Raw genomic sequence first — 15,249 nt, forward strand, 5'->3', positions numbered from 1 at the left:
TCAGATCGCGCAAGTCGGACTGAGTTCCCTTCAAGTGATCTACTATTACGCAAAGTTATTTAGGTGTTTGCAAATTACCCGTTATAAATGCATGCACCAAGACGCCGGCATAAAAATCTGTTTGACTATAAGTTTGAAAACGTTTTTTTCTAAAATGAATAGGGTTTTTAACCACTTATCACTTAACCATATGTAAAATTAGTTTCGCGCTTGTTGACATTATCTAGTTATCAAATCAAAATATGGGGTTTTGTATAGCTTTTCGCTACTATAAATACAATGTTGTTCGGAAAAACGATTATTTAACCGTTCGATTTTTTCTAATCGATCGTTATTTTTCTATCAAAAATAACAAAGATGAATCAATTCATTTTGTATTATTTTTAATTAAATCAATAGGTTGTTGTGGTGGTTGTTTTTATGTTTTTTTGTATGTGAAATAAGACCGGTCGTGCCAGTTTTCAAGGGGTATCAGATTATTCTGAGAGAAGGGGGCTGCTGGTTTTGTGATTTTAGGTACTTTCATGATAGAATGTTACTCCTCTCCCGACAATAATTGCTGTGCAACGAGAGGGGCGGACAATGTATCAGGTTAAATCAACATTCTTACTGGCGAACAACCAGGTTAAAATAAATCCTGTAATATAAGAGACGATGAGGCCAGCAATATAAACGGCCATTCCGACAAAAATACCCTGTGCCGATGTCATCAACGGAATGGAGACCAAACCGGAGGGGCCGAATACCGTATTCAGGCCGATCGGCAATCCCATCCAGGCTATCGTACCAATAAAGAAACCGCCCATGGCACCACCGCAACAGGTGGTCACAAAAGGTTTCAGGCGTGGCAGCGTGACGCCATAAATCAGTGGTTCACCAATGCCCAACAGGCCGGGGAAAATGGCCCCTTTGATTTGGGTGCGTAACAGTGAACCTTTCGGGGAACGAACAAAAAGGGCCAGTGCTGCCCCGACTTGCCCGGCACCCGCCATGGCGAGAATGGGAAACAGGGAGTTGAAGCCTTGTGCATCCATCAACGCGAAATAGACCGGCACAAAACCCTGGTGGATACCGAACACCACCGCAATCAGAAATAAGCCAGCCAAAATGGCGCTGCCAAAAGGGTTACCGTTTAAGTGCAGGAACAGCCATGACATGCCTTTAAACAGTTCACCACCGATAGGCATGATGACGACAAAGGTCACCGCGCCGGTAATCAACAACGTCAGGGTCGCGGTGTGTCAGGCATGATGCGGCGCACCTGCTTTTCGATCCAGGCACCCAACATACAAGCCAGTAAGACGCCAATAATATTACCGCGCGGATCGATTGCCAGGCCAAAAAAATGCGTCATCCCTGCGTAATAGCCGGTAGTACCTTCCGGCACGTAGCGCAAGATAAACAGGGAAGCAATGATTGCGCCATTAACTCCCGTTCCGCCAAATGCCTTCTGGGTATTAAAACCAATCAGGATGCTAAGAAAAGTAAACAATCCAATGCTAAACACTTTCATGTAAGCAATCAGGCTTTTTAGTCAGGCGACCTGTGCGGCACTTTCTACTACCAGCGTTTGCTGTAATAACGTGGCGATCCCCAGTAATAAGCCCGCAGCAATAAAGCCCGGAATAAGCGGCGTGAAAATCGTGGCAAATTTGGTCAGGAAGTTATGTACTGCACTTTTCTGCTTGGCTTTTATTTGCTGCTTATTTTGACTGGCGAGCTGACGTAAATCGGGAGGTGCTTCACCCATGGATGCCGATGGGGAAGGGGTAATCCGCAGTCCGTTCATCATCTCGCTGGCGGTTTGCGCTTTTCCGGGACCAAGAATGACCTGTAACTGGTCGTTGCCATTTATTACCCCCAGAACGCCAGGTATTTTTTTCAGTACGTCCAGCGCGATTAATTAACGATCCTTTAACGTAAGGCGCAGCCGGGTCATGCAGTTACCGCAGAGAGTTACATTCTCTCTTCCGCCGATGAGATATAAAATCTCTTCGACCATCGAAACGGTTATTTTTGCCATGATTATCGTTATATCTCCTGCAATGTTTTACGGATAAAAGCATTGTTTTTAAGGTGAGCCATATCAGCATTTACACGGACATGTCCCCAGGATCATCACTACTTTTGTTTTGGCGTGGCGATTAACGCCTATTCCCCCTTGATATCTGCATACTAATGCTTTCGATAACCATGTTAACCATCTTCACGCACAAATGATAATGCAACGTTAGGTGCGAGGATGCAGCAAACGTCGCGTTAAAATAGCGTGTTCTATACTTGGAGGTGAGTCACGTTCTGGTTTTCCATCACCACGCTCACTTGTGGATAAGACTATGACAATGATAACGACAACGTCCCCCGAACATCATGCGTTACACAGCACAGAGATAGAGCAAAAAGTCCTTAAATGTTCAATTTTATGCACATTTTTTATTGCAAGTGCGGGGATTGTCGTTGGTCTGGTTTGCGGATCAATATCGATTATTTTCGATGGTATGTTTTCCATTCTGGATGCCGGAATGTGCTCGCTCTCTTTATTAGTCTCTCGCCTGCTGGGGCAACCCCATAGCCGTCGCTTCCAGTTCGGGTTCTGGCATGTTGAGCCGATGGTATTGGCATTTAATGGTTGTCTGTTGGTTATTTTGTGTTTGTATGCCTTTGTTAACTCCATTAAAGGGATCATTGACGGCGGGCGCGAATTAAAACTTGGCTGGGCTATCGCCTATGCGATTACTATCAGTATCTTTTGTTTTGCGCTCTACTTCACACAGCGTAGGCTCAACAAGAAAATCAAATCAGAACTGATTGCGCTGGATCCGAAAAGCTGGCTAATGTCGGCCTGTATCAGTAGCGCCTTGTTATTTGCTTTTATACTTTCCTGGCTGATGGAAGGCACTCGCTACGAATACCTCAATGTTTATACCGATCCTTTTGCACTGGCAATTTTAACATTACTATTAATCCCCGTTCCGGTGAAAACGGTCCTTTCCGCTGTTCGGGAAATTCTACAAATGACGCCGGACAGCCTCGACTGCAAAATCGAATCTATCATGGCACAGTTGACGCTGGAATATAGTTTTCTGGATTATTCCAACTATGCGACGCGTATCGGACGTGGCTTATTTATTGAAATCCACATTGTTATTCCCGAGAGTATGGCAAATAGCGGTGTGAAAAAATTTGATAAAATTCGCGATGAGATTGCTCTATCCATCGGTGAAGAGGGTCCCCATCGTTGGTTGACCATCTCCTTTACGCAAAATCCTAAATGGCTGTAGTCTGGTTGAGCGGTAAATGGTCGGCGATCATTGCCGCCAGTAAAAATTTTGCGTGGTGGTGATGTTCTGCTGGACAGCGCCTTGCCCTGGAATAAAGTGCAGACCTGCTTCTCTGTTGGGCTGTTTATCCACTTTGCGGGCGTGTATGGCGCGTATAACGTCACGAGAAGGGGCTTTTATCGCTACGGCAGGAAAGGACACTACGGTTGTTACATCGGCTGGTTTTGTCTCGGGTTTCCCAACGGCATTAACAGGGAGCGAAAGCGCGGCTAAAATCCCTGCAATCAATGATAAAAATGAGAGATTTTTCATAACTGCACCTCAAAGTGGACACCGCTATCCATGTTATCGGCATGTTTATGGAAAACTGTATCTGCCTATGAGAAGGCGTGCTGTGGTTCTATTTTATGTGTTCATGTTTATTCATGTACTATTCCAATTATATACCTGTATGATTTTAACGTTACCTGTACGCTAGCCGGATGTAGGGTTAGGCACGTGTGAAAGCATCAGTAGGATGCTAGATGATTTGATGGCATTTTTATTGTGGAGAAGGATAACTAGATGTTTAAAGCAGGGTTTCTAACGGGCGCTGTTTTGCTGTTTTGCCAATTTCCCGTTCAGGCGTCAACCGACTGGCAAGTCGGTGATTTTGTCCGCCAAACTCACCGTTGGGATGAAAAATCAAATCGCTTTTTGCCGGGCGCGGCTGAAGGTGATGGTTGCTGGCAGATTACCGCCATCACGCCAGAAAGCATCTCCATCAAACTGATAAGTGATGTCTTTAAGCCCTGGTGGGCGGATAAACCCATCGCGCTTGGTGAAGCGGATGATTGGTTTGATAGCGGTGTTTATAAAGAGGCAAATCCTACTATGCCACCGTTGTCTGAAATTAAAGCAACGTTTTCTGCTGTTGCCTCTTGTCGCTAATGAGGCTTCTGGGGATTCAGTGTGGTCGGCGATCGAGACTAAATCCTCCAGAAATAAATAAAGGCTTAATCCAGATGTAGCTCTCCGTATGTCTGCTCTTTGCACTACGCGGGAAATAATCTCGTACTCTGCTCTTGGGGTTTACCCGGCAATCACCCATCGTTCTTCGCCATACCAGAGTTGTGAATGTGCTAAATCCACGAATTTACTCTCATCTTCAATAAGCTCCTGAAGCGCGCGTAAGCCTTTCTCTGTTTTTCGGGCTGCAAGATGCGATTCCATATCGTCCCACCATAGCTCGGCACAGCCATCAAAATCGACAGTGTCTGCATTCCTCGTGCGCTGAAGTGCGTGCTGCGCCGCCGTATCCACGAAAGGGAGTGTTTGAATGTATCGGCGAATGCCGAGAAGCGCCGCATGTTTGCTAACCAGTGAGGCATGATTATTTCGCAAGTAATGATCAAATTCTTCCCGCGTTAAGCGAGGGTGTCTCTTTACACACATGATGAGTTTTAGCATGTTACGACTCCTTTTATTCTAGAGCGCCAAATCTTACACTCTGACAGTAATGTCAGAGTCAAGGGGACGTGATGCAAATTGGAAAACTGGCGGAATTGACTGGCGTGAGCATCCGCATGTTGCGCTACTATGAGAATGCAGGTCTGCTGCATCCAACGCGCACGGAAACATGCTACCGTCATTTCACCGCGCAAGATGCTGACGTGGTGAGACGTATCGTGATGCTGAATCGGTCGGGGTTCACGCTGCCGGTGATTTCCAGCGTGCTGGAGTCACTCCCTGTGACACGTTGAAACTGAAAATACGGGAACAGCTAGCGCTGATCGACCCTCAGGTTGACGCTTTAGGGGAGAGCCGGGAATAGTTGAGGGGGTTGCTTGCTGTACCCCATCAATAACGGCATCTTTTACCGACACCTACAAAATCACGTGCCGGGATTGGTCTCCTGAATATAACTCGTTGGCGATATATAGTGTTTTGTGTTTTTTATGTAGATACCTCAATTCATCAGTTCCTGTTATCATCAGCGAAGGAGCCATTCAGTGCGATAAATCTGGCGGCTTCTTCCATCCCTTTGCGGTTATGTTCTTTCCACTGTTCAGCTATTATGCTGCGGGCTTCTTTGCCAATCACATCATTCTCCAACCCTGGTATATCACTCGGAGCCTGATAATTGTCTTTGTCCAGGGTAATGCTGACGTGGTATTTCACGATAGTACTTCATGCATGCTCTGAGTTCATACTCTACGTGGCTGTAGTGAAGGGCAGACGCCGGATGCCAGCAACTTGCGCGCTGCTGCCAATGAAACCAACGGGTAAGAGCCAAGGGCGAGGCGATTCTCTTTACGGTCGAAGGTGTAGCGGAAATACCACCGCTTAGCACCATGAGTAGATATCGTTAGATAAAGCCCTAACGCATCGGTGAGCTTGTATGATTTTTCTAGGTTTTTGGCTGAGCGGATCTTGCTATCCGTTAACATGGGCGGGTCACTCCGTTCATCGAACTGAATGACCCGTAATTTGACCCACTTTTTTCCGGATACCTAGGGATAAGTAAGAATGCATCGAGAAAGATTTTTACGCCACTCTGCTTACATTGCAAATATATAGGGATTTATAGGAACGTATAGGGAGGCATAAAAAAGGAGAAGTGGTGCCCGGACTCGGAATCGAACCAAGGACACGGGGATTTTCAATCCCCTGCTCTACCGACTGAGCTATCCAGGCAACGGGGCGCATTAAACCTTATTGGGTCAGTGCCGTCAATGAGTTTATATCACATTCCCGTACGAATGCTGTGAATTCGAGCAGTGACGTGCGTTTTTGCAGCAAAAATGGTTTTTCTGGGTTTGATCACCAGCGAGGCAAACGTTTTCTTATTCGGCGCAATCGGTGTTGGGCGTATTGTGTTTGCAAAAAAACCGTGCCACTATGACGCCGTTTTTTACTCCCCATTCACGAGCGGTTAAAGAGGACGTCACTATGTCAGATTCATTGCGCAAGGTGCAGGCTGTACGCGCTGGGCTGTCGATGATGCCTGCCTGTGGGTTCGGTTTCCGTTTGTCTGCATTCTCTCGATTATCCTCCTTCATCATGCGGTGAGGCGTTCAGATGCTCACTGTTAGGCATGAGTAAGAACAGCGCATCGCTCTGATTTTAATGATGTCTATCGGGCGGGGCTGGATCCAGTTTCTCCTTGCGTTTTAAGCCGTATAGGCAAAAAGCGGTATTTGTCAGTCGCACCGTCTGGTCTTGTCATAAGATTAATGTATATCTGTTTTAGTCTGCGGATATGCCATCTAGGGCTGACAGTGATGACGCTTTACACGGTGCCTTTGCGCCACTACTCATCCTTAAGCGTTTGGGTTTGGTTACATGAAACAGTTAAAAATTGCAGCGAACGCGACGGTTGCGGGCCGTCTTCATACCCAGCGAGAAATTGTCTCCCTGAGTCAAACCGACTTTACTGATGTGGCCGCGGTTGTCGTTTTGCTTGAAGAGGCGCGATGTGGGGTGTTGTAGCTGTTGCAGCATACCGGTTTTGGCATTCCTGCATTCGTGGTGAACGAGCCTTGGTATTCAGCAGAGGAAGTGTTGCCATCAGGCAGCAGTTGGCTGCGCGTTGACGGTGCGGGTGAGCACGCCCCGTTGCTGGAGAAAGCCGCGGCGGATTATCAGGCCGGGCTATTGCCGCCGTTTTTCGATACGCTGTCTAAATATGTCGGCATGCGTAATTCCACCTTCGCCTGTCCGGGTCATCAGGGCGGCCAATTTTTTCGCAAGCATCCCACCGGGCGTCAATTCTTTGAGTTCTATGGCGAAACACTCTTCCGTTCCGATATCTGCAATGCGGATGTGAAACTGGGCGATCTGCTGATTCATGAAGGAGCGGCGAAAAAAGCGCAGAAGTTTGCGGCCAAAGTGTTTAATGCCGACAAAACCTACTTCGTACTCAACGGCACCTCGTCAGCCAATAAGGTAGTGACCAACGCGTTGCTGACGCTGGGCGATCTGGTACTGTTCGATCGCAATAACCATAAATCCAACCACCACGGCGCGCTGATTCAAGCGGGCCCGACGCCCATTTACCTCGAGACGGCACGAAATCTGTTTGGCTTTATTGGCGGGGTGGATGCGCATTGCTTTGATGAGGCTTATCTGCGTGGCTTGATTCGGGAAGAGGCTCCGCATTGCGCGGATGCACCGCGTCCGTTCCGTCTGGCGGTGATCCTGCTCGGCACTTACGATGGCACCATTTACAACGCGCGTCAGGTGGTGGATAGCATCGACCACCTGTGTGATTACATCCTGTTTGACTCTGCCTGGGTGGGCTACGAGCAGTTTATCCCGATGATGGAACAGTGCTCGCCGTTGTTGCTGGAACTGAATGAGAACGATCCGGGCATCTTTGTTACCCAATCGGTTCACAAGCAGCAGGCGGGCTTTTCGCAAACCTCGCAGATCCACAAAAAAGACACGCGCATTAAAGGGCAGAAGCGGTTTTGCAACCATAAGCGCTTCAACCACGCCTTTATGCTCCACGCCTCGACCAGCCCGTTTTATCCGCTGTTTGCCGCGCTCGATGTTAATGCAAAAATGCACGAAAGCAGCAGTGGTCGTCGCCTGTGGCTTGAGTGCGTCAAGCAGGGTATCGATACCCGTAAGCAACTGCTGGTCCGTTGTTCGTTGATCAAACCTTTTTTTCCGGATCTGATCGACGGCGTGCCGTGGCAGAATCACGTCACGGACGACATTGCGCAGGATGTGCGCTTCTTCAATTTCGAGCCGGGAGCAGCGTGGCATGCGTTTGAGGGATATGCGCAAGGTCAGTATGTTATCGATCCGTGCAAACTGTTGCTGACCACGGCCGGTATTGATGCCAGCAGCGGTGAATATACCGATTTCGGTATTCCGGCCACCATTTTGGCCAACTATCTGCGTGAACATGGCATCATCCCAGAGAAAAGCGATCTTAACTCGATCCTGTTTCTGCTGACGCCAGCAGAAGATAGCGCCAAGCTGTCGCATCTGGTGGAGGCATTGGTCCGCTTTGAAGCGCTGATTGCGCGCGATGCGCCGTTAAGTGAAGTGTTACCGAATCTCTACCACAAGTATGAACAGCGCTACTCTGGCTATACGCTGCGTCAATTGTGTCAGGAAATGCATGATTTCTATGTCAGTCACAATGTGCAGTATTTGCAGAAAACCATGTTCCGCAAAGCGACGTTGCCGCGTGCCGTGATGCTGCCGCAAGAGGCAAACAATGCCTTTGTGCGCGTAGACGTGGATTTGATCCCACTGGCAGAGGCTGAAGGTCGTGTCGCGGCAGAAGGTGCGCTTCCTTATCCGCCGGGCGTGCTGTGTGTGGTGCCGGGAGAAATTTGGGGCGGTGCTGCGTTACTTCCTGGCGCTAGAAGAAGGCATTAACCGGATGCCGGGCTTCTCACCGGAGTTGCAAGGCGTTTACAGCGTTGAGCAGGACGATGGCAGCAAGCGCCTGTGTGCGCATGTGATTCAGGAATAATCGCTATTAATGGTACTAGCGGCGCGAGGGCGTAAACCCTCGCGCCGTTTTTTTATTCGGTGGCAGACGCGGTTGTTGCAGCGATTTCGCCATTAGCCGCAGCGCGATGCTTTTTCAGCCCATACCACCCTACAATCAGCAGGATAGCCAGCACCGGAGTGGAGGCAATGCTCCAGGTGCCGTTCGGGTAGTCAAACGCCATCAGCACCACCACTCCCAGCAAGAACAGCAGTGTCAGCCAGGAGGTAAACGGTGCACCGGGCATCTTGAATGAAACGGGCTCCGCTTTACCCTGTTTGATAGCCTGGCGCAGCTTCATCTGGCACAAAATAATGAATGCCCAGGAACAGATGATGCCGATAGAGGCCATGTTCAGCACAATCTCAAACACCTGCGACGGCACAATATAGTTAAGGAATACCCCGATGATATGGATCGCCACTGTCACCATGATGCCGGTATAGGGAACAGACTGCGCACTCATTTTCGACAGGAAGTGCGGCGCTGAGCCACCCTGAGACAGTGAGCGCAGAATGCGTCCGGTCGAGTAGAGGCCAGAGTTCAGGCTGGATAGCGCTGCCGTAAGCACCACCACGTTCATCACATCACCCATGTAGGGTACGCCCAGCTTGCTAAAAAAGGTGACAAACGGGCTTTGCCCGGCCTGATAGGCGTTCCACGGCAGCAGACACACCAGCAGCACGATGGAGCCAACGTAAAACAAGGCGATACGCCAGATAACGCTGTTAACAGCTTTGGGCAGAATGCGCCGGGCGTCTTTGGCTTCGCCGGCGGCCGTGCCGATGATTTCGATGCCGGCGAAGGCAAAGATCACGCCCTGAACCAGCACTAATGCGGGCAATAATCCGTGGGGGAACAGGCCGCCGTTATCACTGATGAGATTAAAACCGGTTGGATTGCCCGCAACAGGGTGACCGCTTGCCAGAAACACCGTACCAACAATCAGGAACAGCGAAATGGCGGCTACCTTGATCAAGGCAAACCAGAATTCCATCTCAGCGAACCATTTCACGCCAATCAGGTTCATGGTGGTAACGATGGATAGCGCGCCTAAAGCCAACACCCACTGCGGCACATCGGTAAAGGTTCCCCAGTAGTGCATATAGAGCGCAACCGACGTGATATCCACAATGCCGGTCATCGCCCAGTTAAGGAAATACATCCAGCCTGCGAGGTAGGAGCCTTTTTCGCCGAGGAATTCTCGTGCATAAGAGACAAAACTGCCGCTGGAAGGGCGATGAACAATCAACTCACCGAGTGCACGCAAGATAAAGAAAGAGAAGATACCGCAGGTCAAGTACACCAGCGCCAGTGAAGGGCCTGCTAGTTGCAGGCGTGCTCCTGCGCCTAAAAACAGACCGGTACCGATAGAGCCGCCAATGGCGATCATCTGCACGTGGCGTTTGCTAATGCTTTTTCGATAACCCTTTTCGTGGGAATCGAGCCAGTTTTTTTTGCTGGTCTGATGCGTCACATCTGTTGTGTTGTTGTGTGTCATGCTCTGTTTGTGTTCCTGCTGGTCTTTCATGCCTGATGGCGTTTGGTCTGACATTGCGGTCATGCAGGTGCGCGGTTTGCGTCTCCCCGCACCGCAGTCATAACCCTTTGTTATGTTTGTTTCGGGCAGCGATGCTACCCTTTCTCGTCTGTGCTGGCAAAAAAACGTCAGCAGCGGACAAACGCGTGAAAGCATGGCATGCGGAAAAGACGTGTGGGAACCGGACGAAAGGCTGAAAGGCGTTATCTGAAAAAAATCCCCTTCTGGCGAATGGTTACGCCAAAAGAGGACATTGATTAACGGCTGTGGTTTTAATCGCGACTGTTTTAACAGCGATAGGTTTAACGGCGATAGTTTTTCTGCGTCGAGTTGACCTTGTAGAGATAGCGCCGCGATTCGGCCGACGGGTGCTTGGTGGTCAATGTATCGTAGACTTCGCCCGGCGACATCTGGTTGATCAGGCTAACGGCCCTGTCCTTGTCGCTGGAGAATACGCGCAGCACGCTGCCCGCACCACCGTTATACGCCGTAATAACGGCATAGCGACGTGAGGTCGGGTTCTCGATACCACCCAGATAGGTGTTTTTCAGAATCGCCAGATAAGCCACGCCGGTATCGATGTTACTCTCAGGATCGAACAGGTAGCTGCGGCTCGGTTGCCCCCATTTCTCTTTGCTCTTGAACACATCACGTCCGGCGCTGTGCTGCACTACCTGCATCAGTCCTAATGCGTCAGAACGGCTGACCGCGTAAGGGTTGAAGCTGGATTCGGTTTGCATGATCGCCAGAATCAGCGATTCTTCAATGCCATAGCGCTCGGAAGCCTGACGAATCAGCGGCAGATATTTATGCGCACGTTTATCCAGATGGTTTGGCACCAGTTGGAAAGTGACGGACCAGATTACATTCGGTCCGGAGGTCCGTTTCTGCAAGCGGTTTTGCAGCAGATAATCGGCAAAGCTGGCGGCGCGCCCTTCCCAGCGAATGGGTTGTCCGGTGTTGTCTAACACCTGGCCGTATAGCATTGGTTCACGGCTGATTTGAATGTCATTCGCGTCAGAGTAGAGGTCCGTATTGCTGGCGTCATCGCCCATCAACAGTGTGGTGATGATGGCCTGGCGTAAACTCGGGACATAATTGGTCGCTGAAATGGTCTCGATAGTAATCGTACCAGCATCAAAGTTGATGTGACTACGGGTTTGATATTGATTGGTATACTTGACGTAATCTTTCGGGCCAGCAATCAGCACTTTGTTCAGGCCCCAGATATTCTCGATGTTGTGGGCGAACTGCCCCATCAGAATGTCAAAGGCGTTGGTATCCTTGATGAATTCTTCATTATTGAGATCGCAGCGCTTGCCGGAACAGGAGATCAGCAAGGGGGCAACGAGCAACAACGCTAGCAATTTCTTCATAGATGATTCGTTATAAGTATCTTGTTATTAACGGTTCATTAGCAACGCGGTGTCAGCATAAAGAGACAAAAGGGCCACAAGGCCCTGATATCATGCGCTGGGAGGGGTATAGCCTTCGATGTGGACCTCTTTACCCTCGAACAGGAACTTAATCATCTCTTGTTCCAGCAATTTGCGGTGCTCCACGTTCATCATGTTGAGCTTTTTCTCGTTGATCAGCATGGTTTGCTTGGTTTGCCATTGCGCCCACGCCTCTTTCGAAATTTCCTGATAGATGCGTTTGCCCAATTCTCCCGGATAAAGCTGAAAATCCTGCCCTTCGGCTTCACGTTGTAAAAAAGTACAAAAAATGGTTCTGCTCATGCTGATTCCTCTTGGATAACGCGTGCTGGTCAGATCAAACTGCCGCCGGAGTGTAGCGTTAACATACGTAATAGTCGTTCCACCGCTGCAGCCAGCCCAACGGCGGGCGGTTGCGCCAAGTTATACCAGAGACCGGCCTTTTCCTCTATGCAAGCATGGTGCAAAGCGTGAGGAATGTCAGTGGGTAATGCGAGCCAGAGCGGAACAATATCCAGATGGAAATGGCTAAAGGTGTGGCGAAACGACACCAATTGCTGCACGTCTGTGATTTTTAGACCGCGTTGTTGCAGCCAAGGCTCCACATCATCATGGGTGTTGAATTGTGGAAAGCAAAACAATCCTCCCCATAACCCGGTCGCAGGCCGCTGTTGCAGCCATACGTCATTACCTCGTTGCAGTAATAGAAACCAGGCGCTTTTTTCCGGTAACGTCTGCTTCGGTTTTTTACCCGGATAGCTGGCCCAGCTGTGGTTGGCATAAGCGATGCAACCGTTGCTTAGTGGGCAAAGTTCGCATTTGGGGCGGCTGCGGGTGCAGACCATTGCACCTAAATCCATCATCGCCTGATTAAACTGGCTAACGCCCTGTGCGGGCGTAACCTGCTCGCTATGGGACCAGAGCTGGTGCTCAACCTCTTTTTTACCCGGCCAGCCGGCTACCGCGTAGCAGCGTGCCAGCACGCGTTTGACATTGCCATCAAGAATCGGGTGATGCTGACCGAGAGAAAGGGACAGCACTGCACCCGCGGTAGAACGCCCGACACCCGGTAACGCGCAAACGGCGTCCAATGTGGTAGGGAACTCTCCGCCGTGCTGCTCCACGATGGTTTGCGCAGCTTTGTGCAGGTTGCGCGCACGTGCGTAATAACCCAGCCCGGTCCACAGGTGCAGCACCTCATCCAAGGGGGCGGCGGCAAGAATGCGTACATCGGGAAAGCGTGCAATAAAACGTTGAAAATAGGGGATGACCGTGGTGACCTGCGTCTGTTGTAACATGATCTCGGAGAGCCATACGGTATAAGGCGTTTTCTCTTGTTGCCACGGCAGCGTCTTGCGGCCATAGCGCTCATACCATGCCAACACCTGCTGCGCGAACGGCTGCGCTTGCATCATAAAAGAGCCACTCTCTTGCCGGGTGAAAAGTCTGACAGCGATTCCAGCACAGAGTGAATGTGCTGTAAACCGGAACTTTCCGAGGTATCCCCCTTGCTAAACCGCGGTATCCTTGCATAATGCGCCTTTCTTTGGGCGAATTTGAACAGGCCATCGGCACACGTTTTCTATGATCAATAACGTCATTTCACCGGAATTTGATGAGGATGGGCGTCCGCTGCGCCGTATTCGCAGTTTTGTGCGCCGTCAGGGGCGTTTAACCAATGGACAGCAGCAGGCGCTGGATAACTACTGGCCCGTGATGGGGGTAGAGTATCAGGCACAGGCGCTCGATTTTACCGCGCTTTTCGGGCGCGAAGCGCCGACGGTATTGGAAATCGGGTTTGGCATGGGGGCGTCGCTGGTCACCATGGCAGAGCAACACCCTGAGCAAAATTTTTTAGGGATTGAGGTTCATCTTCCCGGCGTCGGTGCCTGCTTGGCAGCGGCGCAGGAAGCTACTCTGAGCAATCTGCGCGTAATGTGTCATGACGCGGTAGAAGTGCTGGAGCAGATGATTCCCGATGGGTCGCTGGCCATGGTACAGCTCTTTTTCCCTGATCCTTGGCATAAAGCACGCCATAATAAACGTCGTATTGTACAAAAAGCCTTTGCGGAGCGGGTGCTGCGCAAGCTGGCTAAGGGCGGCGTGTTTCATATGGCGACAGACTGGGAGCCTTATGCGGAACACATGCTTGAGGTCATGCGCGATGTGGCGGGATACCGTAATCTATCTGCCACACAGGACTATGTTCCTCGCCCATCGTCTCGCCCGTTAACCAAGTTCGAAGCGCGCGGCCAGCGGTTAGGCCACGGAGTGTGGGATCTTATGTTTGAGAGGATAGAATAATGGCACAACAACGCAGTCGTCGTTTGCGCAAAAAGTTACACATTGATGAGTTTCAGGAACTGGGCTTTTCGGTAAGCTGGCGTTTCGCTGAGGGCACGTCGGTAGAAACCATCGATGCCACTCTGGATAAGTTTGTTGACGATGTGATTGATCCGGCTGGCCTGGCATTTGAAGGCAGCGGTTATCTGCACTGGGAAGGGTTGATCTGCTTGCAAAAGACCGGCCATTGCACCGATGTGCACCGTGAGCAGGTCGTTGCCTGGCTGAAGGCCCAGCAGTTGCAAGAGGTTAAAGTTAGCGAACTGTTCGATATCTGGTGGGATCTGCCGGAAAATCTGCTCTCCTGATTCTGTTTTTATAGGAAGACGACATGTTGCGATCGGTAATGCTCTCTCTGCTGGCTTTGTTGTCCTGGCAGGCACAGGCGGCGTATCAATGTGAAGTGAATCCGCAGGATGACATCTTCATTACACCGCAACAGGTGCAGGTAGTTGGCACAAGTGGCAATCTGGTGATTTCGCCGCAGGGCGATGTCACCCGCAACCAGACGGCGTTAACGCTTACTGCGGCACAGCGTCAGCAGGCGAAAGAGTATCAAGCGGATTTGCGTCAGCAACTGCCGTGGATTGAGCAGGGTGCACAGGCGTATCTGGAAAAAGCGCGAGTGGCGCTGGATGGTGTCATTGCTAAGAAACTGGGAAGTGACAGCAATGTGCGTGCCCGGCTGACTACGTTGGATACCCAATTCAAGCAGCAGATGGCGCGCATTCTCGAGCCGCGCAGCGATGGCATTGCGTTTCATCGCCAGGCTGTCAAACAGGTGGAGCAGGATGGCCGCCAGTTGGTGCAGCAAGCCCTTGGCGGTGTGTTGCAAGACAGCCTGAACGAGATGGGGGTAAAGCAGCTTTCCAGCGGCGGCAATCCGTTGCAGGCGATGATGGGTAACCTTGGCAACCTGCAACAAGCGATTCAAACCGAGTGGAACAACCAGGAGCTTACGTTCCAGCGCTTTGGCAAGGATGTATGCCAGCGGGTCATTTCACTGGAAAACCAGCGTAAGCAGTTGCTTAAATCTCTGCCGTAATTGTATCTACAGCGCCACTCTGATGAAAACAGGTATTTCGTCAGAGTGGCTAATGAGATGGTCACCCCCACCCTGTAGCGGTACGCTGACAGGGTGTTTTTCTTTCAGGAGAG

13 protein-coding genes, 1 tRNA gene and 3 pseudogenes are annotated in these 15,249 nt (G+C 50.3%); 7 read left to right on the forward strand and 10 right to left on the reverse strand.

The window, feature by feature from the left end; genetic code table 11:
* Positions 1 to 587: 587 nt before the first annotated feature.
* A pseudogene (gene murP, locus CS369_RS02865) lies at positions 588 to 2,023 on the reverse strand (PTS N-acetylmuramic acid transporter subunit IIBC).
* Between the two features lie 319 nt (positions 2,024 to 2,342).
* On the opposite strand from murP, the gene CS369_RS02870 reads away from it, so the two are divergent.
* Positions 2,343 to 3,281: a cation diffusion facilitator family transporter gene (locus tag CS369_RS02870; RefSeq protein WP_374191022.1), complete on the forward strand. Its 939-nt coding sequence runs from the start codon at positions 2,343 to 2,345 to the stop codon at positions 3,279 to 3,281.
* A gap of 27 nt (positions 3,282 to 3,308) precedes the next feature.
* On the opposite strand, the gene CS369_RS02875 is transcribed toward CS369_RS02870, so the two are convergent.
* Complete coding sequence (locus tag CS369_RS02875; protein WP_196905906.1) at positions 3,309 to 3,593, reverse strand: hypothetical protein; 285 nt, start codon at positions 3,591 to 3,593, stop codon at positions 3,309 to 3,311.
* A gap of 252 nt (positions 3,594 to 3,845) precedes the next feature.
* Between CS369_RS02875 and CS369_RS02880 the strand changes: the two genes are divergently transcribed.
* Positions 3,846 to 4,211: a hypothetical protein gene (locus CS369_RS02880; protein WP_196905907.1), complete on the forward strand. Its 366-nt coding sequence runs from the start codon at positions 3,846 to 3,848 to the stop codon at positions 4,209 to 4,211.
* A 141-nt stretch (positions 4,212 to 4,352) separates the two neighbouring features.
* Here CS369_RS02880 and CS369_RS02885 read toward each other — a convergent pair whose 3' ends face one another.
* A complete protein-coding gene (locus CS369_RS02885; protein WP_196905908.1) occupies positions 4,353 to 4,730 on the reverse strand; it encodes an EthD domain-containing protein in 378 nt (125 codons plus the stop codon).
* Positions 4,731 to 4,801: 71 nt separating this feature from the next.
* Between CS369_RS02885 and CS369_RS02890 the strand changes: the two genes are divergently transcribed.
* Positions 4,802 to 5,023 (forward strand): MerR family transcriptional regulator, encoded by a 222-nt coding sequence (locus CS369_RS02890; protein ID WP_244664743.1) that lies wholly within the window; start codon positions 4,802 to 4,804, stop codon positions 5,021 to 5,023.
* A gap of 214 nt (positions 5,024 to 5,237) precedes the next feature.
* Here the strand turns inward: CS369_RS02890 and CS369_RS02895 are convergent, their stop codons facing one another.
* From CS369_RS02895 to CS369_RS02905, 3 genes and pseudogenes are all read right to left on the reverse strand, one after another.
* On the reverse strand, positions 5,238 to 5,441 hold the full coding sequence (locus tag CS369_RS02895) for a type II toxin-antitoxin system CcdA family antitoxin (protein WP_196905909.1): 204 nt from the start codon (positions 5,439 to 5,441) through the stop codon (positions 5,238 to 5,240).
* A gap of 47 nt (positions 5,442 to 5,488) precedes the next feature.
* Positions 5,489 to 5,710: pseudogene (locus CS369_RS02900) on the reverse strand (Arm DNA-binding domain-containing protein); the annotation flags it as partial.
* 171 nt (positions 5,711 to 5,881) lie between these two features.
* Positions 5,882 to 5,957 (reverse strand) — tRNA-Phe (locus tag CS369_RS02905).
* Between the two features lie 648 nt (positions 5,958 to 6,605).
* Between CS369_RS02905 and CS369_RS02910 the strand changes: the two are divergent.
* Positions 6,606 to 8,754, forward strand: a pseudogene (locus CS369_RS02910) (ornithine decarboxylase).
* Positions 8,755 to 8,806: 52 nt separating this feature from the next.
* Here CS369_RS02910 and ansP read toward each other — a convergent pair.
* The 4 genes from ansP to mutY all read right to left on the reverse strand — a co-directional run bounded on the left by ansP (position 8,807) and on the right by mutY (position 13,163).
* The gene (ansP, locus tag CS369_RS02915; protein WP_196905918.1) at positions 8,807 to 10,273 is read right to left on the reverse strand and encodes an L-asparagine permease; all 1,467 of its coding nucleotides are present in this window, start codon (positions 10,271 to 10,273) and stop codon (positions 8,807 to 8,809) included.
* A 341-nt stretch (positions 10,274 to 10,614) separates the two neighbouring features.
* Positions 10,615 to 11,688, reverse strand: coding sequence for a membrane-bound lytic murein transglycosylase MltC (gene mltC / locus CS369_RS02925; RefSeq protein ID WP_196905912.1), 1,074 nt, complete (start codon positions 11,686 to 11,688; stop codon positions 10,615 to 10,617).
* A 90-nt stretch (positions 11,689 to 11,778) separates the two neighbouring features.
* A complete protein-coding gene (locus CS369_RS02930; RefSeq protein WP_196905913.1) occupies positions 11,779 to 12,051 on the reverse strand; it encodes an oxidative damage protection protein in 273 nt (90 codons plus the stop codon).
* A gap of 29 nt (positions 12,052 to 12,080) precedes the next feature.
* The gene (mutY, locus tag CS369_RS02935; protein ID WP_196905914.1) at positions 12,081 to 13,163 is read right to left on the reverse strand and encodes an A/G-specific adenine glycosylase; all 1,083 of its coding nucleotides are present in this window, start codon (positions 13,161 to 13,163) and stop codon (positions 12,081 to 12,083) included.
* Positions 13,164 to 13,332: 169 nt separating this feature from the next.
* On the opposite strand from mutY, the gene trmB reads away from it, so the two are divergent.
* Genes trmB through CS369_RS02950 form a run of 3 tightly spaced genes read left to right on the forward strand, consistent with a single transcriptional unit; the run spans position 13,333 to position 15,136 of the window.
* Complete coding sequence (gene trmB / locus CS369_RS02940; RefSeq protein ID WP_196905915.1) at positions 13,333 to 14,052, forward strand: tRNA (guanosine(46)-N7)-methyltransferase TrmB; 720 nt, start codon at positions 13,333 to 13,335, stop codon at positions 14,050 to 14,052.
* Positions 14,052 to 14,399, forward strand: a complete 348-nt coding sequence (locus tag CS369_RS02945) for a YggL family protein (protein ID WP_196905916.1) — start codon at positions 14,052 to 14,054, stop codon at positions 14,397 to 14,399. Before trmB ends, CS369_RS02945 begins: the two co-directional genes overlap by 1 nt.
* Positions 14,400 to 14,422: 23 nt before the next feature.
* Positions 14,423 to 15,136, forward strand: coding sequence for a DUF2884 domain-containing protein (locus tag CS369_RS02950; RefSeq protein ID WP_196905917.1), 714 nt, complete (start codon positions 14,423 to 14,425; stop codon positions 15,134 to 15,136).
* Positions 15,137 to 15,249 lie beyond the last annotated feature (113 nt).

This window comes from Candidatus Symbiopectobacterium sp. 'North America' (assembly GCF_015762685.1).
Lineage (GTDB): Bacteria > Pseudomonadota > Gammaproteobacteria > Enterobacterales > Enterobacteriaceae > Symbiopectobacterium.